This is a genomic window from Microcoleus sp. B3-D2 (assembly GCF_036705345.1).
Classification (GTDB): domain Bacteria; phylum Cyanobacteriota; class Cyanobacteriia; order Cyanobacteriales; family Microcoleaceae; genus Microcoleus.
Genome location: NZ_JAUBUG010000014.1, coordinates 69,025 through 92,351 on the forward strand (window position 1 = coordinate 69,025; position 23,327 = coordinate 92,351).

13 protein-coding genes, 1 tRNA gene and 1 pseudogene are annotated in these 23,327 nt (G+C 47.5%); 8 read left to right on the plus strand and 7 right to left on the minus strand.

Annotated features, from left to right (window positions below):
- Positions 1-239 precede the first annotated feature (239 nt).
- The 6 genes from QUB14_RS08090 (at position 240) to QUB14_RS08115 (ending at position 6,485) form a co-directional block, all read left to right on the plus strand.
- On the plus strand, positions 240-863 hold the full coding sequence (locus QUB14_RS08090; RefSeq protein ID WP_333216361.1) for a hypothetical protein: 624 nt from the start codon (positions 240-242) through the stop codon (positions 861-863).
- Positions 864-985: 122 nt separating this feature from the next.
- Positions 986-1,717, plus strand: coding sequence for a RadC family protein (radC, locus tag QUB14_RS08095; protein WP_006634845.1), 732 nt, complete (start codon positions 986-988; stop codon positions 1,715-1,717).
- Positions 1,718-2,034: 317 nt separating this feature from the next.
- Positions 2,035-2,373 carry a DUF1815 family protein gene (locus QUB14_RS08100; protein ID WP_015176985.1) on the plus strand — a complete coding sequence of 113 codons (339 nt, stop codon included), beginning with the start codon at positions 2,035-2,037 and terminating at the stop codon, positions 2,371-2,373.
- A gap of 699 nt (positions 2,374-3,072) precedes the next feature.
- Positions 3,073-3,552, plus strand: coding sequence for a DUF4079 domain-containing protein (locus tag QUB14_RS08105; protein WP_006634842.1), 480 nt, complete (start codon positions 3,073-3,075; stop codon positions 3,550-3,552).
- Positions 3,553-3,767: 215 nt separating this feature from the next.
- Positions 3,768-6,338, plus strand: a complete 2,571-nt coding sequence (locus tag QUB14_RS08110) for a ComEC/Rec2 family competence protein (protein ID WP_333216357.1) — start codon at positions 3,768-3,770, stop codon at positions 6,336-6,338.
- Positions 6,339-6,398: 60 nt separating this feature from the next.
- A tRNA-Ser gene (locus QUB14_RS08115) sits at positions 6,399-6,485 on the plus strand.
- Between the two features lie 419 nt (positions 6,486-6,904).
- Here QUB14_RS08115 and QUB14_RS08120 read toward each other — a convergent pair.
- Positions 6,905-12,376 (minus strand): annotated as a pseudogene (locus tag QUB14_RS08120) (trifunctional serine/threonine-protein kinase/ATP-binding protein/sensor histidine kinase).
- Positions 12,377-12,739: 363 nt separating this feature from the next.
- On the opposite strand from QUB14_RS08120, the gene QUB14_RS08125 reads away from it, so the two are divergent.
- Positions 12,740-13,024, plus strand: coding sequence for a hypothetical protein (locus QUB14_RS08125; protein WP_333216355.1), 285 nt, complete (start codon positions 12,740-12,742; stop codon positions 13,022-13,024).
- A gap of 282 nt (positions 13,025-13,306) precedes the next feature.
- Entirely contained in the window at positions 13,307-14,560 is a 1,254-nt protein-coding gene (locus QUB14_RS08130; protein WP_333216353.1) for an FAD/NAD(P)-binding protein, read from the plus strand.
- Positions 14,561-14,754: 194 nt separating this feature from the next.
- Here QUB14_RS08130 and QUB14_RS08135 read toward each other — a convergent pair whose 3' ends face one another.
- The 6 genes from QUB14_RS08135 to QUB14_RS08160 form a co-directional block, all read right to left on the minus strand.
- Positions 14,755-16,233 (minus strand): NAD(P)/FAD-dependent oxidoreductase, encoded by a 1,479-nt coding sequence (locus QUB14_RS08135; RefSeq protein WP_333216352.1) that lies wholly within the window; start codon positions 16,231-16,233, stop codon positions 14,755-14,757.
- Between the two features lie 200 nt (positions 16,234-16,433).
- Complete coding sequence (cobD, locus tag QUB14_RS08140; protein WP_333216350.1) at positions 16,434-17,585, minus strand: threonine-phosphate decarboxylase CobD; 1,152 nt, start codon at positions 17,583-17,585, stop codon at positions 16,434-16,436.
- A 15-nt stretch (positions 17,586-17,600) separates the two neighbouring features.
- Entirely contained in the window at positions 17,601-17,909 is a 309-nt protein-coding gene (locus tag QUB14_RS08145; protein ID WP_278187376.1) for an HU family DNA-binding protein, read from the minus strand.
- A gap of 676 nt (positions 17,910-18,585) precedes the next feature.
- Positions 18,586-20,985 carry an AMIN domain-containing protein gene (locus QUB14_RS08150; RefSeq protein ID WP_333216348.1) on the minus strand — a complete coding sequence of 800 codons (2,400 nt, stop codon included), beginning with the start codon at positions 20,983-20,985 and terminating at the stop codon, positions 18,586-18,588.
- A 474-nt stretch (positions 20,986-21,459) separates the two neighbouring features.
- Positions 21,460-22,260 carry a pilus assembly protein PilO gene (locus QUB14_RS08155; RefSeq protein WP_333216346.1) on the minus strand — a complete coding sequence of 267 codons (801 nt, stop codon included), beginning with the start codon at positions 22,258-22,260 and terminating at the stop codon, positions 21,460-21,462.
- Positions 22,257-23,162, minus strand: coding sequence for a PilN domain-containing protein (locus tag QUB14_RS08160; protein WP_190655758.1), 906 nt, complete (start codon positions 23,160-23,162; stop codon positions 22,257-22,259). Before QUB14_RS08160 ends, QUB14_RS08155 begins: the two co-directional genes overlap by 4 nt.
- Between the last annotated feature and the right edge of the window lie 165 nt (positions 23,163-23,327).

A 23,327-nucleotide genomic window follows, 5' to 3' on the forward strand; every position in this document is an offset into this window, starting at 1 on the left:
CTAACACAAAGCCGTCCTATAAGGACGGGGCTTTAAACCCAAGTTTTTGGTAAATCATAGGGATTTTTGAGTTGATCGGTAGATAAATAAGCAAGTTAACTTCTCAGGACTTACGCACAGGGATTAAAGAACTCAGGTGGTTTAAACAGATATCCTTCGTGCTTCACCTCGGATTTGGGTAAAAGAAACCCGGTTTCTGCGTCCTGGATGACTTCTCTTTTTTACTGCTAAAAATCGCTATGTTTAATTTTTTCGTCTTAAGCTTTCTCTTGTCTATCCCTGCCTTGTTTCTGGGTATTGTTAATCCGAAATGGGTGGGCGCACCAACCCGCAAGCGATCGATCGCGATGTACGGCGGGTTGATGGCGGCTTCGTTTGTGCTTGTTGGCGTCACCGCACCCCCTCCGTCTCAGGAAGTTTCAGTGGCGCTTACGGCCCCAAGCGATCGGCTAGAATCACCTCAAACCGCTAAGCCGTCACTGCTTTCGGCAGTGCCGACACCCAAGCCGGAGACTGTGAAAACGCTATTACCAACACCGAAACCTGCCATTTCTGCTCCTGCACCTGCACTTGCCAAACCAGAGTCCGATCGCAAATTGCCATCTTCAGTCAAATCTGTTGAGCGAACCGCAGAGATTGCTATTGATGCAAAGCAGCCAAAGGAAGATACCAAGAAAGTTATTTATGAGTCTTCTACACAGAAGGTTAAAAGTGCCGATTTTCCGAGTTGCGTTAACTCGGATTGCGACTGTTCTGACTTTGGGAGTCAAGCCGAAGCGCAGCGAGTGTTAGAGGCATATCCGGGCGATCCGTTTAAGCTCGATCGAGATCGAGACTCGATCGCTTGCGAAACGCTAGGTTAGATTTACTCTGCCAACAGCCTCGGTTAAAGATCGAGGCTTTTTTGGGTGATTGTACGAATTGAAGAACGCAAATCGATCGGCTAAAATTGTTTAATTGTTGAGCTTGCGGTGCGGGTGCAGCTATGACTTACAGCTTGAGAATTGTCGATTTGCCAACGAGTGAACGACCACGGGAACGGTTGATGGCGGGTGGCCCGAAAAGTTTGGCGACTGCAGAATTGATTGCGATTCTCCTGGGTACTGGTCAGGGACAAGGCAAACTTTCCGCCGTCGGGCTCGGACAGTATATTTTAAATCAGTTGAGTTTGCACCACCGCGATCCTCTGGCTGTGCTACGCACTATTAGCGTTCAGGAGTTGACGCAGATTCACGGGATTGGCCCTGCCAAGGCAACTTCGATTTTGGCTGCGGTGGAGTTGGGGAAGCGGGTGTTTCAGTCGCGACCACCGGAAATGGCTGTGGTTGACTCTCCCCAAGCGGCGGCGGACGCCCTGAGTCAGGATTTGATGTGGCAGTCTCAGGAACGTTTTGCTGTAGTGCTGCTGGATGTGAAAAATCGGCTGCTGGGTACTCAGGTAATTACGATCGGCACAGCAACGGAAACTTTGGCTCACCCACGGGATATTTTTCGCGAGGTGATCCGCCAGGGGGCGACGCGGGCGATTATCTCGCACAATCACCCCTCGGGGATTGTGGAGCCAAGCCCGGAGGATATTGCTTTGACGCGACAGTTGCTGGCGGGAGCGCAGTTTTTGTCGATTCCGCTGCTGGATCACTTGATTTTGGGGAATGGCGATTTTCGGAGCTTGCGGCAGACGACGACGCTTTGGGACGAGTATCCCCAAGGCGATTGAACTCTTATGCTTAACTAATTTCATCACTATCATTAGTTATTTGTATCTTTGGGTTCTCCGACGGCTGAATCAGCCCTGACAGCAGGCAAATTTTCCGGCTGGAGTCCCCCGCGAGAGCCTGTTTTGGCTGAATGTCGCTGCTGATACTTCGTTTCGACCACAACTCGGTTAATCTAGTATAGGTAGGCTGAAGAGGTCGCTAATCCGATTTTTTTTGAGCATACTAAACGTATACTGAACCAGCACCTAAATACCCATTTATTAAGAAATTATTAAATGGGATGTAAAATACACGGTGTGGTGATAGGAGGAGAACTGTGTTTCTGAGACTTGCAGAACAACACCGTAAATTCGTTCAAGATCTGGTAATGAACCTCCAAGCTTTAGCGATCGTGCTAGAGCATCGGGGTTATCTGGCATCCTGCTACACTTGCGGGGGTCAGATGAACAGTGCCTCATTTATGGTCAGTTTGACGGACAACCATCTGATTCGATTCTTAGTATCAGATTACGGTATCACTTGGACTGAGATGCGGGACGACCGCGAACTCATGAAACTAGAAGGTGCAGAAGCGATTAATCAGTTACAAGAACTGGCAAATCTCGTAAAGTATCAAATCCAACCTTCGGAAGCTACTTTAGCGACGGCTCAGTGAGTGTAGCGATTGCACGGTTCCGAGGAAGGCGACAACGAAAGTGGCTGCTTGTCTGCTAAAACCGAATCCCCAGCGAGTTAGTTGAGAGGGTTCATTTAGGTGCACAGCGATGGCTGCTCAACAGACAAGGGTGCTATCAGGGTACCTTCAGACGGTTTAGCGCTCAGTCGATCGAAGTGAGCCTGGGCAGACGGCATACTTTATGCCAGAAGTCTCAAACTTGGAACCTCTAGTTTTTTTTCAGTAGTTGATTCTCCCTTGAGAACGATTAGCAAAATGTAGAAGTGTGAGTGATCGTCGGCTGCGATGTTAATTTCTCACTTTGCCATTGAAAAGTCAAGGAATTGAAATTAACTTTGAGCAGACAGGTAAAATTTAACATCCAGAGTGAGGATGAGGCTGTGAAGATTGGGCAAAAGGCAGCCCACGGGGTGTGACGTGCGGGCGAATTGCATTTATTTTAGCATTTCGATTTAGCCGATAAAGCTAACAATTAACTTGAAACAGCATCATTGCTGTAAAAATCTCACAGCCGGCTTCAGCCGGCTAAGTTTTGCGTAGATCTAAGCTTCTGGCCAATGTTTGGCGGTTAGGTTAAACGGCTCTCTGAAGTGCACGCTCGCGCTTGCTAAACTAATTTTATAATACTTTAATGATTAGTCCTCAAATATTTATCGCCAAGTTAGGAATCTCAAGCAAATGATCAATCTCAGCGAACTACTAGAACCCATCGCCAGTCAATTTCGCAGTCTGGGAATTCCCGAACCAATTACCCACTGGGGACACCCTGTAATGATGGGGATCGTGGTGGTGGCGATGGGCAGTTTTGTGGGGTATACGGGATGGCAGGGACGTTTGGCCACCGATAAAGATGTCGCACTCAAAAGTCGCTCGGATCACCGCAAGCTTGCACCGTGGATGTTTCTGTTTCTAGCTTTGGGCTATACAGGCGGCTTGCTGTCGCTGGTGATGCAGCACCAGCCAGTCATGGAAAGTCCACATTTTTGGACGGGTTCGGCAGTGCTGGTTTTGCTGGCTGTTGGCAGCTTGATTTCGCTAACGGGTTTTGGGGGTAATAAGCTGGCACTGCGCGCGGTTCACGCTTATTTAGGCACGACAGCCCTTGCACTTATGGTGCTGCACGCGGCTTTCGGTTTAAAATTGGGGCTGTCTATTTAGAAGAGGAAGAGGAAGGGGAACGGGAAGGGAAAGAATGTAAGGAAAGAAATTTTGCCATAACTTACGCATCGGTAGCCAAAAACCAGGTTTTTTATCGAAATACACGGCTTTTAGCCATTTATCCCGGTTGAAAAACCCGCTTTCTTTGGTAAGGAGTGCCTAAGTTCCGCATAGTTTTCCCTGAAATATTCCCCCTCTAAATTGATAATTAATTAATGAATCAAGCAACCGGTGTCATCTTCTGTCTTGCATACATTTTGGGATTGATTTCTACAGCGGTTCCTTGGGGTAGATACGCGATACTTGCTTTGGGAATAGCGGTGGCGATCGCCCTGCCGAAATTGTTGCGAAATTTTACTAAAACTTCTGTCAAAATTACTAAGAAAAGACGAAGCCGACAAAAAGAAAATGCTCTTGAAGAACCCTTAGATGCGAGGGAAGAATTGAGTTTGTTGGAGATGCTGCCGAGAGCGAAATGGGTGTGGGCAGTTGCGGGTTTGCTGGCATTTCTAGCTAGTGTTTATTTGGCAGTTCGATCGCCCCAACCGACAATAGATGACATCAGCAAACTGATTCCGGCTGGAGGAAACACTCAAGAAGTCGCAGTGACAGTTCGCGGTAAAGTTGTCAGTACGCCTCGATTGACTCGATCGGGACGATCGCAATTTTGGCTAGAAACTGATTTAGTTAGCGAAATCAACGGCGGCGTGGGAGGAGCAATCGTCAACCGCCCAGTATCCGGTAAACTCTACGTTACAGTGCCCCTACTGCAAGCAACGGGTTTGTACGCCGACAATACGATCGCAGTTGTGGGCTCCTTGTATAAACCGCAGCCACCGTCGAATCCAGGGGCTTTTGATTTTCAAGCATATTTAGCCAGAGAAGGGGCTTTTGTCGGACTCAAAGGTCGTCAAATTGACTGGACGAGAGAAAAGGCGATTGCGGATGTAAATCGAGTTAACAGCCAAACGGCTGCTTTCTTGGAGCCCAGCGGGATGCAGCCATCGAAAATTCAAGCGATGCGGCAACGGATCGTGCGATCGCAACTATCGCAGTTAAATGTTCCCGAAGGGCCGCTGATCAGTGCGATCGCCCTCGGCAAACAAGCAGTAGATTTACCTTACAATATCCGCGACTATTTTGTGCAGGCTGGATTGGCCCACGCGATCGCAGCTTCCGGCACTCAAGTTTCGATGGTTTTGGCTTTAGTTCTAGCTTTAACCAGGCGTTTTTCCAAACAATTACAATTTAGCTTTGGCGTCGGTGCTTTATTTTTGCTCGTGGGATTAACTGGCTTTGAACCTTCAGTATGCCGCGCCGCTTTGATGGGATTTGGAACACTATTTGCTTTGGTGCTGAGCCGCCAAGTTAAGCCGTTGGGATTGCTGTTAATTGCTGCTACTATTTTACTGCTGGTTAACCCTTTGTGGATTTGGGATTTAGGTTTCCAACTGAGTTTTTTGGCAACTTTGGGGTTAATCGTGACAACGCCGCCGCTGATGGCAAAGTTGGACTGGATGCCTCCCGCGATCGCTTCGATTGTTGTGGTTCCGATTGCCGCTTCACTTTGGGTGCTGCCGCTGTTACTTTATGTTTTTAGTGTGGTATCACCTTACAGCATTTTAGTTAATATTATTGCGGCTCCTTTGCTGTGGATTTTGAGTATTGGGGGGATGGTTAGCGCTTTAGCTGGATTGATTTTTCCGCCGGCTGGCAGTGTTTTAGCGCAACTGCTCGATTATCCGGCAAAGGGGTTAATTGCGATCGCCCAATATTTCTCGCAATTACCCGGTAATTCGGTAGCTGTCGGTCAAGTATCGGTGTTTCAGCTAATAGCGCTTTACAGTTTAATTTGCTGGGTTTGGATCGGGGAAAGAAGGAAGAAGGAAGAGGGAAGAAGGAAGAAGGAAGAGGGAAGAAGGAAGAAGGAAGAAGGAAGAAAAAAGAAGGGGAAAAGTAGAGTTATTTCGCTGCCGATTTTTTCATCGGCTTGGATTTTACCGCTGGCGCTTGTGGCGGGAATAAGTATCATAGTTTTGCCAGCTTGGCAGGTTCAATCATCTTTATTTCAAGTTACTTTGCTGGCGACATCTGGCGAGCCAGTTTTAGTAATTCAAGATAGGGGAAAAGTGGCGCTAATTAATAGCGGTGATGAAAATACCGTAAGGTTTACAGTGTTGCCTTTTTTGCAGCAGCAAGGAATTAATTCTGTGAATTTTGCGATCGCCACTCACGGTCATTTAGGTTTGAGCAGCGGTTGGGGAAAATTACTACAACGCTTGCCAATTAAAACATTTTATGATAATAAGGCTCCGAAACAAATTCACAGCGACAACAATCAGGAATTTATGACGGCTGTGCAATCTCGCCTTGGCGTTTACTTTCCTTTAGAAACTAACAGTACAGTTGATCTGGGTTCGACGCGGTTGCAGTTGGTGAATGCGGAGATTCCGGTGGTAGAATTCCTGGTGGGAAATCGAACTTGGTTGCTCCTCGGTGAAATGACACCGGAAGCGCAAAAAAAATTGGTCGCAACGGGAACCTTGAAGCCGGCTCAAGTGCTGTGGTGGTCAGGAAAAGCCCTGACGGCTGAGTTATTGGGCGCAGTGGGGCCGCAAGTGGCGATCGCATCTGCTGACGAAATCGACCCAGAAACCGCAGCCCAACTGCGCCAAAGCAAAACTCAGATATTCTGGACAGGGCGCGACGGAGCCCTCCAGTGGACTCCAGCAGGGGGATTTAAGACCACTTTGGAATCTGAAGAAAATCAAACTTCTTTTTTATAAAGATTTACAATCTGGCGCACTGTGCGGTAAAATACTTTTAGCTCACATCTCAAATCAATTGGAGAGGTGGCAGAGCGGTTGAATGCGGTAGACTCGAAATCTACTTTAGGGGTAACTCTAACGTGGGTTCAAATCCCACCCTCTCCGTACATCTCAGCGTCAAGCGTCAAGCGCGCACCTTATTAACCTAGGGTGCGCGGCTTATCATATTATGAAATTTAACTCCACAATCTCAGTAGCATGATAGCTGCTTTCATTTCGGTAAGGTAGAGGCTTAAAATCTCCAGGAAACTCTTAACTCAAAACAGGGCACAAAAAAAGGGAAGAGTGTTGGTAAAGCGGGCGGTTCCAAACCGCTGTCTCAATCACGAATAAAATGCGGGCGGAGGATGGGGGAATTAGTCTAGATTCTTTCTTTCCTTAGTCCGTAGGTCGCTAGTTCCTAGCAAAAGCACCCTTAGCCTGTTGTTCGTTCCCCGCTCTCCCTTCCCTCTTTCTTCTAATAACGGGGCTTGATAATTGCGAGGCGGCGCTGCTAATTGCGCTAAAGACCTACTACGAACTGCTCACACCGGAATAGAAATCACAAACTCCGAACCCTGACCGAGGGAGGAATTCACCACTAATGTACCTCCATGTTTTTCCACAACAATTTGGTGGGCTATAGACAACCCTAATCCAGTTCCTTGACCCACAGACTTAGTTGTGAATAAGTGGTTAAAGATGTTTTCCTGGACTTCGTTCGACATCCCCACTCCATTATCCTTAATGCGAATCAAAACGTGATTTTTGGATTCGCTCAGAGCAGTTTCAACCGTTATTTGATTAGGTCTGGCTTTAATTTCCTTAAAAGTGCGCTCCTTATTTGACTCCTCCAGAGCGTCAATGGCATTTGCCAGTACGTTCATAAATACCTGGTTTAACTGTCCGGGAAAGCATTTCACTAGGGGCAAGTTACCATACTCTTTCACAACTTCAATGGCAGGGCGGAACTCGCTGGCTTTTAAACGGTGCTTGAGAATTAGCAGAGTGCTTTCGATCCCATCGTGAATATTGAAAGAAACTGGTCGATCGCTATCTGCCCTGGAAAACGTTCTCAAACTCGTACTGATATTGCGAATGCGCTCAACTCCCTCCTTCATCGAGCCAATCAATTTGGGCAAATCTTCTCGCAAATACTCCAAGTCTATATCCTCAATTTCTGTTTCAATTTCCCCTCCCGGATTGGGAAATCTTTCTTGATACAAATCAATCAAGTTGAATAAATCCCCGACGTATTCTTGAGCGGGTTGCAAGTTGCCGGCGATAAAGCCTACGGGATTGTTAATTTCGTGGGCTACCCCTGCGACTAAATTGCCGAGAGCAGACATTTTCTCACCCTGTACCAATTGCAACTGCATCTGTTTGAGATCGTGGATAGACTGCTCTAATTTTTGGGCATATTCCTGGGATTGCTGATACAGTCGGGCGTTCTGTAAGGAAATTGCTGCTTGCGAGCACAGGATATTGAGGATGGCGACGCGATCGCGCGTAAACGCCCCCGTTGTGAGATTATTCTCTAAACACAAAATGCCCATTACTTTACCATGATGGAGAATCGGAGTGCATAAAACGCTCTTGGGTTGCTGCTCAATGATGTAAGGATCTGCCGCGAAGGCGGTTTGAGTGCTGGCACTATCGAATACCAAAATTTCTTTTGTACGTTTGACGTAGTTAATTATGCTCAGAGGAATTGCTTTGCTTTCTTCAACTAGAAGTGATTCCAAATTACAATTTTGGCGATTTGTACAGTGTACGGCAACTCTCCACTTTCCACCTTCATCCAAAATTAATGCTCCGCTTTGTGCTCCGGCATTTTGAACTACTACTTGCATTAAAGTAGTCAGCAATTGCTCTAATTCTATTTCACTGGAAAGAGCTTGAGAAGCTTTGATAATTGTCGGCAAATCTACTAACTCCGAACTGCTGGTGCTACCGATAAGTGTTCTATTATTGTTAGATAGGGAGCATTCACTCTTGCTATAGGAGTGAATCATTTCGCTGGGATTCTGGCAAGTTCGCTCATTTTGCAGGATAGAAGCAATGAGTTGGGGATAGCGCTGTTCTAGATGGTCAATCTTTGCTTTTGCTCCCCAACGAGCGTAGGCATAATAAGCATCAATTAAATAGGGTTTGGCAAGTTTTTCTTTCCCCCATTCCAAATAGAATTTGGCAGCGAGTTCGTGAGCTAGTGCTTCTTCGTTAATGTATTCGTTTTCTTTGGCGAGGGCAATAGCCTTGTCGTACATCTCGATCGCCTCTATTTTTTTCCCTAAAACCCGATGCCGTTCAGCCTCCACTAGATAGAATTTATGCAGATGATTCATGGGGGCATGATGTGCCCATTTCTGCATTTTTTCTTGATTAGCTTGTACTCGGTCAAGAAGTTCCTTTTGCTCTGAAAAGGGAGTATTCAAGTATACCGACAGCCACACCAGAGAATCATAGAAATAGAAGATAGCAAAAGTTATCTGTCCTGTAGCTGCACCCAAATAACTTTCTACTCGCTCGATGTTTTCCAGTGCTTCCGAGTAATGCTCAAATAAATAACAAAGTACAATCTTGTTCAAGTAGAGGTAATGAAGTGCTACTCCATTATTAGTTTGCTGGTGTAGTGGCAGCATTTTATCTTCGTCGTAAACTTCACCCTTTAACTGACAGGGATTTTCCACCCGTCCCATCATGTTTAAGGCAGCTTGCCAAAATACTTCTACAAAATGAAGCGGTGTTTCTTGCTTAATTTTCAGCACGGCTTCCCAGTATGTTGCCATTTTTCGTTCCAATTGCGTTAATGGCTTACCACTAAAATACGAGTGATTAATATATACGCTAATAGTATAGCCAGCAAATTCTAACTCTCCGGTTTCCAGGCCAATAAAGTATGCTGAAAGCAAAAGTTCTACTGTATTCTTGAGATGTTCTTTCCAATGTTGAACGCCACCAGCAACTATGTACTGCGCCTTGGCAGCGATTGCTTTAGCATTTGACTTCGACACCAAAGATAAAGCTAATTGACCGAACTGATAGCCTGTATCTATATCTCCCATCGCACAGAGCAGATAAGCATACTGAGCATAAGCTGCGGGAGATACAGAAGCATTGCCATATAAGACAGATAAATCGACCTGTTTGCAAATTACTAAAGGCACTAGGGACGGCAGCGCTATGTAAGCAGAGGAAAATAGAGTTGACAGAATCCTCATAGTTGCTAGCTGATGCGGATCTGTCATTTGAGGGAGATCGATTAAATTCTCAATTTGCTTTCCGCTCAAAATTGAAGTGGTTTGGGTCAGCGCGTGTCCGATATCAGATTGGTTTGGCGAGTTGTGAAACTCTATTCCGAGCAGCTTTAACACTTGGAGCCCCATACCTAGTGCTTCTTGTAGCTTATTCTGCCCCATATAAGCTTGCATTTGCACTTCGTACACCCTCACTTTGTCCAGCAGCGATATAGCTTTTTCCAACACTCTTATAGCTAATATCTCCATTTCTTCAAAATCGCCGTTCAGATAAGCCGCTTCTGCTGCTTCCTCATGCAGAGTCAAAGTTAGTTTATACTGACTCTCCCAGCTATTTGCTGTCAGTAATTCCCTTCCCGCGTTCAAATATTCAACCGCAGCAGAATAGGCTGTAGCAGCTTTCGCTTTCTTTCCAGCAACCAGATTCAATTGTGCTAATTGCTCTTGTTCTGCTTCCTGAGTAATTAGCTCAACTCCCACATTCAAGTGGTTGACAATATCAAAAATTCTTTCTTCTCGCTCGGCTTCTGGTGTATTCTGTAATAACAGTTGACCGATTTTTAAATGAGTCGATCGCTTTTGGTCTTCTGGAATCAGAGAATAAGCAGCTTGTTGGACGCGATCGTGTAAAAAATTATATTTGGGTAATTGATCCGGGGTAATTAGTAATTGCTCAGATTGCTTTCCCTTACTGATTACCGATTCGCTATTTCCCTCTGCTTGATAAAACTTATAAACTTCGCTAATGGGTAAAATTAGGCCGTCTTGTAGTGCCTTCCATAAAGCCGATGCGGTTTCTTCTGGCGAATTTTCATCAACAATTGCTAACGTCGCCAAATCGAACTGATTGCCAATACAAGCCGCTAACTTTAAAACTTCCTGTGTCTGGGCCGGCAACTTTCGCAACTGAACTGCCATAAATTCTACAACATCATCTGTTAGTGCCAAAGTTCGCACTCGGGCAATATCGCACTGCCAATAACGAAGATCAAAATTAAATTCAATTAGCCCATCTTCATGCAAAGATTTGAGGAATTGTGTGCTGAAAAATGGATTGCCTTGCGTTTTCTGATAAACGAGTTGTGTCAAAGGCTGAGCCAACGCTGTAGAACAAGCTAGAGTATTGGCAACTAAACAATTTACATCGGCTCGATCAAGTGGTGCTAAGGTAATAGTATTCACCTTGGCTTCAGTTTTTTGAATCTCTGCTAACGTCAGCATCAATGGATGTGAGGGAAAAACTTCGTTATCCCGATAAGCTCCAATTAAAAAGAGATAGCAGTTATCAACGTCGCTCATCAGCAGTTGAATTAATTTTAACGATGCTGAGTCTGCCCATTGCAAATCGTCCAAGAAAATCACTAAAGGATGGTCTTTTGTTGTGAAGACTTGAATGAATTTTTCAAACAACAAATTGAAGCGATTTTGACCAGCACTTCCAGAAAGTTCGGGGACTGGCGCTTGCTGTCCGATAATACGTTCTAGTTCAGGAATGACTTCAACGATTACCTGAGCATTCTCGCCCAAAGCTGCCAAAATTTCCCCCTTCCACTGTTCAACTTTCGCATCTGTTTCCGATAGCAGTTGTCCCATTAAATCGCGAAAAGCTTGGACAAATACTGTAAAGGGAAGGGTGCGTTGAAATTGGTCAAATTTTCCTTTAATAAAGTAGCCACGCTGCCGGACAATAGGTTTGTGAACTTCGTTGACGACAGCGGTTTTACCAATACCAGAAAAACCCGAAACGAGCATCATTTCAGTGCTACCTGCACTCACCCGGTCAAAGGCGGCTAGCAACGAAAATACTTCGCTTTCTCGACCGTACAATTTTTCGGGGATAGTAAAGCGATCGCACAAATCTCGCTCCCCTATGGTAAAGTTAGTCAGCGCCCCTGTCTCTTGCCACTGGGATAAACAAGTTTCCAAATCAAACTTGAGTCCTAGTGCACTTTGATAGCGAGCTTCAGCATTCTTCGCCATCAGTTTGCTGACAATCTCCGACAGCACCAATGGAACGCTTTTGTTGACACTTGAGGCTGGGATAGGTTGCTTAGCGAGGTGGCAGTGTACCAAATCCATTGGGTCATCCGTTTGGAATGGTAACTTTCCTGTTAGTAATTCGTAGAATGTTACTCCTAGCGAATAGAAATCTGTGCGGTAATCAATGCCTCGGTTCATTCGCCCCGTTTGTTCGGGAGATATATAAGGTAAAGTGCCTTCAAGGACGTTGGGATTTTGAATTTCTTGGGTTTCGCGCGGCAGCATGGAAGCGATGCTGAAGTCAATCACCTTCACTTCTTTGCTGGTGGCATTAATTAGAATATTGGCGGGCTTGAGGTCTTTATGGATGACGTGGTGGCGATGAAGTCCGTCCAGGGCGTTGGCAATTTGAATCGCCATAGGAAGAAAGTCGTTAACGGGCAAGCCTTCTAGGGTTTCGTTGCTAGCTTTTGCTAGACTAGCGAGGTAACTACTTAAGGAAATTCCGCCAAAGTCTTCCATCACCAGAGCATAGCGGTTATGATAGCTCTCCAGGCTGTAGACCTTGACAGTGCCGGGGATATTTAAGTTTTTAGCAATGACTTATTGGTTGCGGAAGTGAACGAGTTCGTTGAAGCTGGGAAACTCATTTCGCAGCAGTTTGATCGCGACGGGTTGCCCATTTGAAGAGCGAATGCCGCGATAAACTAGAGTTCGATTGCCTGCGTAAATTTCCTCGTTAATGTGATATCCTAGGAAAAGTTTTGTGATATTAGTCATATCTACGTATTCCTACTACTTCTGACAAGCCAGAAGCTTCTGAGAGTTACTATCTACTATTTTCGCTCGCTCTGCTGTGGTATTCGGTGAATAACATTTTTCTTAATATACTTTTTGGCTTAAATTATCAAGGCGCGAGTTGAAAACAATACTTAAAGATTTTATGTAAGAGCTGTTTATGCTTGAGTTAAGACTAAGTAGAAAATGAAGAAGGCTAAGGCTGATTGAACGACAGCAGTTGATAGAAGAGGAATTTAAGAGGCTAATCAGGTACTTAAGAGTATTTTTGAAACCGATACTTGAATGCGATCGCCTATTCAATCTAATGTCTAGTTTAGCTCATAATTTAATCTCATCATTACAATGGGGGCGACTCTGCATTTAAAGCAGGAAGCAGAGGAAATCGAGTTTGTGCGCCAGAAGATTGCGGATCACTTGGGAGTCATCGGCTCGCAAGCTGAATTATTTGTCCAGATGCAACAACAAGCTGCCCAACTCTCAGAAGTGAATCAGGTATTAAATGCCAAAGTTCCGAAGCGGAGAATGAAACTAGCCCAAGTCAATCAGGCACTCCAAGCAGAGATTAGCGCCCGTCAGCGATGCTTGCCGGCTCTGGCAATTGAGGCAGCGCCACAGGCAGTCGGCTAAGTTTTTTTTACAAGTTTTTTTTACTTTTATCGTAACGCCCACCGACGATCGTCCCGACGCTTTCCGAGATCGGTTTTCATTCCGGTGGGCTAAAAAACTCGGTTTCTGAGCGCCCCAGTGCGCTCAGGATGGGCAGAAATCTCTCAGAAAACCGCTTTCTGAGCTTTTGCGTATCCTGTCTCTTTCTGCGGAACATCCATCCTCCTTGCTCTCGAAAGGCGTAAACTTGATGCTCGATCGACCTAGAATGAGAATTGTTATCATTCGCAAATTTCACTTCTCATGCAAGCGAACTCAGAAGCCACGCCGCCCAAAATTGATTTAGCTGTAATCGGCGCTGGGCCGCACGCCCTGACTGTAATACCACACATTTTGAAAAAACGCAACAACCTACGGGATAAAGTTTTAGCATTCGATCCGAGCGGCGAATGGCTGACCCAGTGGCGGAGGCAATTTGCAGCTTTAGAAATTGGGCATTTGCGATCGCCCGCAGTGCACCACCCAGATCCCAACCCTTACGAATTGCGGAGGTTTGCCCAAAATCGCTCCTGCGAATTGTTTCCCCCCTACGATTTGCCTGGAAGTCGGTTATTTGAGGAATTTTGCGGGGACACAATAAAAAGGTGGGAATTGGGCGATCGAGTTATCAAAGCAAAAGTTACCCGCATTCAGCCGAAATCCGGCCGTTTCCGCCTGTGGTTTGAAGACGGAAAAAGTGCGATCGCCCGCCGAGTAATTGTCGCCGCCGGAAGTGGAAAACCGCATTTACCAGCGTGGGCAAATCAAATTCAAACACAGCATCCCGCCGAAAGAATTCGCCACTCCCATCAAATAGATTTGCGAAATTTGCAATTGCAAGGAGAACAAATATTAATTGTCGGCGGCGGACTAACCAGCGGACATTTAGCAGTAGGAGCAACCGTCAGAGGAGCAAAAGTCCTGTTAATGACTAGGCGCTATTTCCAAGAAAAACTATTTGATGCCGAACCCGGTTGGTTGGGGCCAAAATACCTCAAAGGATTCGCCGCCGAACCAGATTGGCATTCGCGGTGGGAAATCATTCAACAAGCCCGCAACGGCGGCTCGATGACACCGGAAATTATGACACAGTTGCGGAGGTTCTCTCGCAGCGAAAAACTGACATTTCACGAACAGTGCGAAGTTGTTGGCGTTCGGTGGGAAAATAACAGATGGACTGTTGATTGCAGCAGTGGGGAGACGTTATTAGTCGATCGAATTTGGCTAGCAACCGGCACCAAACTAGACATTGCAGCCGAGCCCATGTTCAAAGAAATGCTAGAAACGCATCCCATTGAAATAGTTAAAGGTTTGCCAGTCTTAGACAAACACCTGCGTTGGCCCGGATGCGAATTATTTTTGACCGGTGGTTTAGCAGCGCTGCAAGTGGGGCCAGTCGCAAGAAACCTTTCTGGGGCGAGAATGGCTTGCGATCGCATTGTACCGGCGATCGTCAAATCCAGCATTGCACTCTCGCCAGCAATAATTAGTCAGCAGTCATTAGTTATCAGTGAGTAGTCATCAGTTATTAGTTAAGTTGTGGTACATTAAAATTGCATATTTCGGGCGGCGTCGGAGCAACTACCCACTTATGATTTGATTATTTATTGACACACAATTTTAATGCTGAGTGAGATTATTAGCAAGTTACTTTTTAACTCTGCGCTAATCATAAAAAATTCAAAAAATCCTACTACAAGCATTTGATTTCTTTACTTATTCCAATACCGGCGCCAGTGAAACAAATTCTCCCACAAATTCTGGATAAAAGTATTGCGACCCAAGCGCTGCGACTCCCAAGCAGCAGCAGTTTGACCGTTAATTGCCGAAAAACTCGACCAAATATAAGGAAGTTGGGCGAGATCCTCAACCTTCATCCCGTGACGCACAGCCAGGGCGATCGCGTGAATCAACTCAGCAGCTTGTGGCCCCACAATACTCGCTCCCAAAATCTCCCCGTTGCGACGCCCGACAATCTTACAAAAACCAGTTGTATCCCCGGACATTTGAGCTCTTTCAACATTCTTGAAATATTCCCGACAAACAATGAGATCGTCTCCAAAACGTCGCCTTGCTTGCGCTTCAGTCAAGCCAACCCTCGCCAACTGCGGGTCAGAAAAAATCGCCCACGGAATCCCACGATAATCTATTTGAAACCGCGCCCAAAACAAAGCATTTTTCACAGCAACCGCAGCTTCGTAATTAGCGATGTGAGGGAACGGATAACCCCCAGCAACATCGCCGATCGCGTAAATGCGGCGATTAGTTGTTTGCAGCTTTTCATTTAAAATCACCCCCCGAGCGCTGAATTTAACCCCAGCCGCTTCGAGATTTAACGATGAAAAATCGTGCCCTCTACCCGCGGCTAGAAAAATCTCCTCAGCTTCGATCGCCCTTGGCCCAGCTTGAATCCACTTTTTACCCTCAATCACCCTCGCTTGAGTCACCTCAGTAGCAGTCAGAATTCGCACTCCTTCAGCTTCCATTGCAGCTTGAACCAACCCAGCAGCCTCCCGGTCTTCTTTAGCCAAAATGTGCGAACTTTTCACCACCAAAGTGACAGCAACCCCCAGCCGAGCAAAAGTCTGAGCCACTTCGACACCGCTGGGATCGGCGCCGATTACAGCTAAACTTTTAGGCAACTGTGGAAGTTTTGCTAATTCCCCGACAGTTTCCGAAGTAAAAAAGCCAGCAGATGAAAGTCCTTCAATATTGGGAATCGTCGGCAGAGTAGGACAAGCCAGCAAATAACAGAGCGATCGCAATTTCCTACCGCCCGCGACAAAAGCCAAATCCGGTTTCGCCACAAACTCGCCGCTGCCAAAAATAACATCGACCCCGCGAGCAGCCAAAACGCCGAGATCATCAATTTCTGACAAATTAGAAACAACACCCTCGGCCCACTTTAGAACCCCGTCAAACCCCAATTTTATCGGCATAGAGGAGTTAGCGACTTCCCAGCGAACCCCCAACTGCTGGCGGGTTATCTGCTGGGCAAAACGAGCAGCCTCCCTCAAAGTTTGGCTGTATCTCAAACCAAGGTCGATCGACTCTTTACCCCTTGTCGGCAAATCTTGCGAATTACTTAGCGGTTCCACCAAAGCAACGCGAGCCGGGAAATTAGTTGCAGTCAAAGCAGCATAACGTCCGGCCGGAGTTCCACCAATAATCACTAAATCATAGTCAAGCATAAATAAAAAAGTCAGTAGTCATTAGTCATTAGTCATTAGTTTAGGACGATCCGCGCGCCCGGTCAGAAACCCGGTTTCTTCCTAGATACTTCGCTGCAAAACCCAATATTTATCAGAGAAACCGGGTTTCTTGGGGATGTCCGCTCAAACGACCAATAAAATCGGTTTGTCAACTTTTATTGGTTGTTAACAGTCAACAGTCAACTGACAACCCTCAACTGACGAATAACTTCGGAAAGTCCAGCAATTAGCTGCAGATTGTCCGCCCTTGAGCGCACAGCCACCCGAAAAAATCGATCGCCCAACTCAGGAAAACTTAAACAATCCCGAATCAAAATCCGGTGTCGTTCCAACAGACTTTTTTGAATAGAAGAAACCGACATAGACGACTCAACCAATAAGAAATTAGCCGCCCCTGCAAAAGGCTGCAAACCCGGTAAATTAGCCAAACCCTCAAATAGCTCTCGGCGAGCAACAGGCAGCCAATCCCAAGTTTGCCGCTCAAACACAGTATCTCGCACCACAGCAGCAGCAGCAGCAGCAGCCAAAGCATTCACAGGCCAAGGATCGCGCTGCAACTGCCACCGGCGCAGAATATCGGGATGGGCGATCGCACAGCCCAAGCGCAGTCCCGGCAGAGAATAGAATTTAGTGAGCGATCGTAAAATCACCAAATTCGGAAACTCCTCAACAGCATCGATCAAAGTTTCCTGCTCAGAAGGCGGTAGAAAGTCCATAAAGGCCTCATCCACCACCACCATACCTAACTGCTTCACATAAGGCAAAATCGCCTCTCTACCAAACAGCAAACCCGTAGGATTGTGCGGATTGTTCAGCAGCAAACCTCGTCGATGGGCATCGATAGCAAGAGGAACTGGGAGACAGAGAGAAGGAGAGACAAGGGAACGGTTAGAAACCGACAAATCATCCGTTACTAACCGGCTTCCAGCCTCCGCGTCCAACGATTCGAGTTCCAAAGGGCATTCCAGCACCTGCGCGCCGAAAGCCGAAAGAGCCCGCGAGTAATCGCCAAAAGCCGGAGTCACCAAATAAGTCGCCTCCAGCTTCGACAAATCCCAAGCCGCCCAAGTCAACAATTCCGCCGAACCATTCCCCGGCAAAATCCAATCCCGGTCAACATTCAAAGCCTCACCCAAAGCAGTCCTGAGCTCCCCATAATCCGGATCGGGGTAAGCCGTCAGACTGCTCAAGTGTGCTTGAATCGCAGCCAGGGCCGACTCAGGAGGGCCCAAAGGACTGATACTCGCAGAAAAATCGAGAATAGCAGAGGCAGGGCAGCCTGCCAGTGCGGCTGCCCAAGCTAAATTCCCACCGTGTACAGGTCTAATCAAGACTCAGTTCGCCAGCTATTCCGCGTTTTTCGGGGGTGCAACTCTGTCCTTAAACAACTTCCCTGCGGAAAATGCAGGAACTCTGGTTGCCGGGATTTCCATCTTGTCGCCAGTTTTGGGATTGCGACCCTCGCGGGCTTTGCGTTCCCGCGACTCAAACGAGCCAAAACCGACCAGCGTCACTTTGTCGCCATCGGAGACAGCTTCCATGATTGCTTCAAGGGCGGCACTCAAAACAGCATCTGCCTGTTTTTTCGTCACGCTAGCCTTTTCCGCGACTGCATCAACCAATTCACCTTTGTTCATTGCGAACTCCTTCTGGATTTGCAAAATTACGTTAAACAGAGTTAGTTCAACTATTAGCCGTGAGTTATCAACTGGATTGAGGTGTGGCTTGGGAGGTTTGGGTGGTTCCCGATTGCTCCCGTCCGCTTCCCCGAATCACAACTCCTGCTGAATACCAATTACCCTAGGGTAATTGGTCAGAAAAGGAATTTTTGTTTCTAATTGCTGAAAACCCCACAGCATCTAATTTTCACTGCATTATTCTAAAGTCTTGCCGACCGTTATGGATCGGTGGAACCTTTAATTTATATGGATTTGGACAATTTTTTTAATTAATCCCAAAATTTAGGTAAAAAAATACCACCTTGGAGACAAGATTTCTCGCCTCGGTGGATTTCTGAGCAGAAAAAAAGGAGAAATAGAAGGAATAAAATGTCATTTGTCAAGGGCTAAAGGAAAAGTTTTTTCCTTCTACCTTCTTTCTTTCCCCTCTTTCTTTCTCCCGTGGGGGAGGGCTGTTTCATTCTCCCGAAACCCGCCAGGGACTGAAGTCCCTGTCTCATAGCTGAAGTCGGTTAAAACCGACTCAAATACTAATTTTTAGTCTTCTTTTAGAGGACTTTAGCTGTGAGGCAGGGGTTTCAACCCCTTTCGGACTGTCGGACTCAGGGTAAAGAGCGTGGAAAGTTGACAGCAAGGAATTTTTCCTTACTTCCTACTGTCTCGGCTGGACTGGCTGACTGCGCTGCAACAGTTGGCGCGCGTCGGGACTGATGCTGTTTTGGTAGCCAAAGTTCGATCGATCGCTATCATCCAAAATCTGCGGAGTCAGCAATACAATCAACTCCGCCCGCTGGTTGGTCTTATCGGTGCGCCTGAACAGCGAACCGATAATCGGCAAATCTCCCAAAATCGGAATCTTGTTCGCTGTAATCCGTTCTTCGTCGCGGATAATCCCCGAAACAATCAAAGTCTGACCGTCCCGCAGGCGAATTAACCCCGATTGCAACGATCGCTCGCCCAGCAGCCTGATCTGATTGGTGTTCGGGCCTGTGGCCAGGTTTTGAACGCCGCCGGGTGTCCTGATAATCGGGTTCACCCGCAGAGAGACAAAGCCATTATCGTCAACCCGGTCGATCGCCACCCCCAACTGCAAACCCGCCCTGTCCTTGACGGCCGTCACCGTTTGGGTACTTGTATTTCCGGTACTCTGGGTTTGGGACGTGATGTTAGTGATCACCTCATCAGTAATATTCACATTCGCCGTTTCTCCTTCTTGAACCACCAGAGTCGGATCGGTCAGGATTTTGGCATTCTGGCTCAGAATAGTGGCCTGCAACGCCGACAGGAACCTCCTCGGATACTGGAACAGCGGGAACAGGCCGAAAGTTGCACTTCCTGAGCCAGTCGTCGAGCCTGGTTCGTAATCCGTAATTCCAAGTCGCGTGGGGTCATTAGTAACTGGGGCTGTCGGCTGGAGGAACACACCTTTGGCGGGGCCTTCGAGACCTTGACCTGTAAACGGCACGATACGCCGGCCGTTCGCATCGTAGAAAGGCGAGTCCCTGTATACTTCGGGAATGTCTCGGTTCTCAATAATCGGCCGATTAGCTATGCCACTACTTACATCCTGGCCACTGGGCGGATTGATGCCACCAAAATTGAGACTTGCAGCCCCATTGTCATTGACGAAGAAATTGTTATTAATTCCGAAAGAGAAACTGCTGCTACTTTGGTTGTTTCCCAACAAGTTGATATCGATCACCTTGACGTTGACAGCTACTTGACGGCGACGCAAATCTAGCTGTGTCAAGAAAGCCACAGCCATGTCCACTTTGCGCGGGTCTCCCACCAAAGTGATGGAATTGAGCCTCGCATCCGCCAGCACCGACAGTCCCCTCAGCAAGAGCGGCCCGGTGCCTTGGGTAGCGCCGATCGCCTTAATGTCCGGTTCCCTAATTTCCACATCCCGCGCCGCATTTCCCTGGCCCACACTTTGAATAGTCACCCGAGTAATCGGCAGTTGACTTTCCGCACCTTGAGCGCTCAAAAAGTTAGCCGCATCCGTAGACCGAACTTGATTGAGCCGCAAAGTCCGAATGATAATATTGCGCGAGTCGATCGGCAAGTTAGTCCCTACAAAAATCGTCCGCCCCTGGCGGTTAGCTTGCAGTCCGCTGAGCCGCAGCACGTAATTAAAGACATCTTGCACCGACTCATTTTCGATGTCCAAAGAAATCTTCGGTCCTTCATCTGAACCAGAGGCTCCCGGCTGACCAGGCACTGCGGGCTGACCCGGTTGACCAGGGGCCCCACCGCCTGTAAAAGCGATGTTCAAACCCGCAGCGCGGGCTAGCAGAGCCAAAACGTCCCGGACTGGGGCATCCCGCAGCACCAAGCGGGGGATGCGTTCTCCCGAACTCAGTTCAATATTTCCAGCGCCGGGGGCGATGTTAGACACCGCGATATCTCCCAAGGGCGGCGCCACGGCCCGCGGCTGGAAAGGCGCTGCCTGATTGCTCTGGGATTGAATTTCGCTGGGGAGGGGCGGGCGATCGTTCCTGGTAACAGTAACTTCGGGATTTGGCAGCAGCACGCCTGGGTTTTGCGAGGTGCGGACTTGGGGAGCCGGCGGGGGAGCTGTTTGGCTCAGTGGCAGCCCTGGAGGCGGCGGAGGTGCTGTTTGGGCAGACTGTGCTGTACCACCCTGTCCGGCAACGCTGAGGACGATGCTTTGGCCTTGTCCCGGCACAATTTGTCCGTTGGGAACTCCGTTGGTGCCGGCTACCACAACGCGGATGCTGTTAGCCTCTACCTGGCTGATTTCTACTGAAGAAATTCCCGGAGCGGGGTTATCTTGACGGAAGCTGTTGCCTTGTGGCAAGCGAAGCTGGGTGTTAACAATTGTGGCTTGGTAAGTATTGCCGTTATTGATGGCGAAAACTTGCGGGCGATCGCCCTTTTCGGTCGCCAGCACAATATTTACGCCATTATTGCCTTGACTTACTTGCACTCCTGTGACTTGAGTGGGCGCTGCCCAGACGGGGGCTTGGGCGATCAGAACTCCTGCAGCGCTGCATAAGAGTCCTCCACTTAACCGTAGATGCTGTTTCACGTTCTCTCCTCCACTACACTTTGTTATTTGTTGTTCGCAGTCTTTTGTCGCTAGCTGCTAAACTGACTAAAATATTCTCGCTTCGAGCCTTTTTTAAGGAAGAAGTTATGCCCTTTTCGATTTTCTATTTTCGATTGGGAATAACAGATGACATAGGGGTTAGAAGCTATCCTACAGCAATCCTCGCATCATTTGTGAATTTCTTACTCCCTCCCCTTTGTAAGCGGAGGGTTGGGGTGGGGTAAAAAATTTACGACTCCTGCAAGGATTGCTATACAGTTCCATTACTTTTTGAAACTGGTATTAGAAGAAATTAGGTTTTAGAGCAAATTGTTGATTGCCATATAAAAATAATTTTGTGGCATTCATATTTTTTTGACTTCTACCTTCAATCATCCAATTTCAACCTTCTGCCTTCTCCCTTCTTGTGAAAGAGCGAGTTTGGAACAATAGCTAATCTCCGCCCAACTACAGCTACTTAGCACCAGGACTTGGAGCCGGAGTTGGCGGTTTTTCTTCTTGCTTTAACGGTAGCAGCGCGTGCAAGTCAAAAGCCGTTTTAATTTTAGTTGGTGGCTGCTCCACAGGAACTATTTTCCCTTTCAAAAAATCAACTTCTATTGGCTGATTTGATGCTAGCAATTCAGATTTCAAATTCCTAACTACCAACAGCGACTGCATCAACTCTAAGTTACGCATAAAATTGCGGGTTTGAGCGAAAGTGCCTTCAAACTCTACCTTAAATTTTTTGCGTCTGAGCTTGCCAGCCAGGGACGGCCCGAAGGAGGTATCCGCCAGAATATCAGGGTCTGGAGCTCCGGGCGCGGCGGTTGCTGCCGCTGGGGGCATATCCGGCTCAAATTTGGTAATTTTAGCCTTGAGGTCATCTCCTTGCACGCCGGCGTTGATTCTATTAACCAGTTGCGTCATGTCAAGCAAAAGCGTGTTGGCGCTGGCGTCGCTGGCAAACATTGCCGTCACGTTTGCCCGACGCTGTTTTGCTTCTTCTTGCTTTGCTTCTGCTTCTGCCTTTTTTTGAATTTGAGTTTGCAATTGCAGTTGCGTTTGCTGGCTTTCGCTAAGTTTTTGCTTGAATTCGCCGCTTTTTTGGAATTCGGGAAGTACGAACTGGTAGCCGAGGCCACCGGCAATGAGGAGGCCGAGAACGGCGATGCCGATTGCTTGGACTTGGGGTGTCAGCTTAATGCCGAATATTTCCTGAGCCCCTGTCTCTTCGGCTTGTGCGCCGCTGGGAATAAACTGATTTGCTGTCATTGTTTTTTCACCTCTGGTTTTTGTGGTTCTAGCACTCCTTTTTCTTGAAGTGTTTCTATCCGTATTGCTAGCCCGTCTGCTTGCTTGCTGCGGAGCTCGGGGAGCAACTCGGAGGCCCCCGTCGGGCTGAGCGTCGTTTCAATTTTATATTCCACCACCGGTCGCAGTTTAGGAAGTTCTGGTGGTGCTGCGTTTTGGTTGCGTACTTGTAATTGTGCGGGGTTGTTCTTTAATGTGGCCGCTACCAGTTTGGTATCGGTGTTGAGGAAGAAAGGAGAGCGCTGGACTAGCAGCATAAAGTCGTTAACTTGGGCAAAGGTACTGGCTATCCCTGAAATTTGTACTTTTGCTGCCTGCTGCGGGACGACGGGGGGGGGAGCTGCTGCCGGGGGGGGGCTGGCTGGGGACGGACTCGCCCCTGGGGACGGGCTAGCTGCGGGGGTGGCTGCGGGGGGTGGGGGTGCTGCTGCAACGGGGGAGGGACTCGGGTCTATTTGCTCGATTTTGCCAATTTGCACTCCCGCCGGAGTACGGGCACTTAGGTCTTGCAGCATCGCCGACCAAGGTTTAATTTGGTCGAATACTCCGGCTAATGCTTTGTATTCGGCGGTAACTTGGTCGGTTTCGGCATTGATGGCTTTGATGACGTTGGCTTGAGTGTTTAACGTTGCCAGTTCTTGGTCGATGGTGGCTTGTTGTGCGGCCAAGTTGGTATTTTCGTTAGTCGCCCACCACCAGGCGCCCATGACTGCGGCGTTGATCCCAAAGGCAAACAGTACCGCCCCATATATGGGCAGTTGGTCTTTGGCTCCACCGGAACTTTTTTTAGTTGAGCTTTTGGCTGCTGCAACGGGTTTGTAGTCCGGACGGTCGTTGAGAAAATTAATATCTAGGCTGTACATGGCTTCACTCGATTTTATAGCAGAAGGAAGAAGGTAGAAGGCACAAGGTAGAAGGCACGAGGTAGAAGGTAGAAGGTAGAAGGAAAAAGTGATCTAGCGCTTATGTTTCAGCAATTAAGAAGGTCCTAACAGTCTTGGCTGTTGCTATAGATTTAAATTTGAAAT

What these genes read in the sequence shown, in the direction of transcription:
- QUB14_RS08135 (WP_333216352.1), bottom strand. Translation starts at nt 16,233, where the DNA reads ATGCTTGACTATGATTTAGTGATTATTGGTGGAACTCCGGCCGGACGT.
- QUB14_RS08125 (WP_333216355.1), top strand. Translation starts at nt 12,740, where the DNA reads ATGGGGGCGACTCTGCATTTAAAGCAGGAAGCAGAGGAAATCGAGTTT.
- QUB14_RS08130 (WP_333216353.1), top strand. Translation starts at nt 13,307, where the DNA reads ATGCAAGCGAACTCAGAAGCCACGCCGCCCAAAATTGATTTAGCTGTA.
- QUB14_RS08110 (WP_333216357.1), top strand. Translation starts at nt 3,768, where the DNA reads ATGAATCAAGCAACCGGTGTCATCTTCTGTCTTGCATACATTTTGGGA.
- QUB14_RS08105 (WP_006634842.1), top strand. Translation starts at nt 3,073, where the DNA reads ATGATCAATCTCAGCGAACTACTAGAACCCATCGCCAGTCAATTTCGC.
- radC (WP_006634845.1), top strand. Translation starts at nt 986, where the DNA reads ATGACTTACAGCTTGAGAATTGTCGATTTGCCAACGAGTGAACGACCA.
- QUB14_RS08155 (WP_333216346.1), bottom strand. Translation starts at nt 22,260, where the DNA reads ATGACAGCAAATCAGTTTATTCCCAGCGGCGCACAAGCCGAAGAGACA.
- QUB14_RS08160 (WP_190655758.1), bottom strand. Translation starts at nt 23,162, where the DNA reads ATGTACAGCCTAGATATTAATTTTCTCAACGACCGTCCGGACTACAAA.
- QUB14_RS08090 (WP_333216361.1), top strand. Translation starts at nt 240, where the DNA reads ATGTTTAATTTTTTCGTCTTAAGCTTTCTCTTGTCTATCCCTGCCTTG.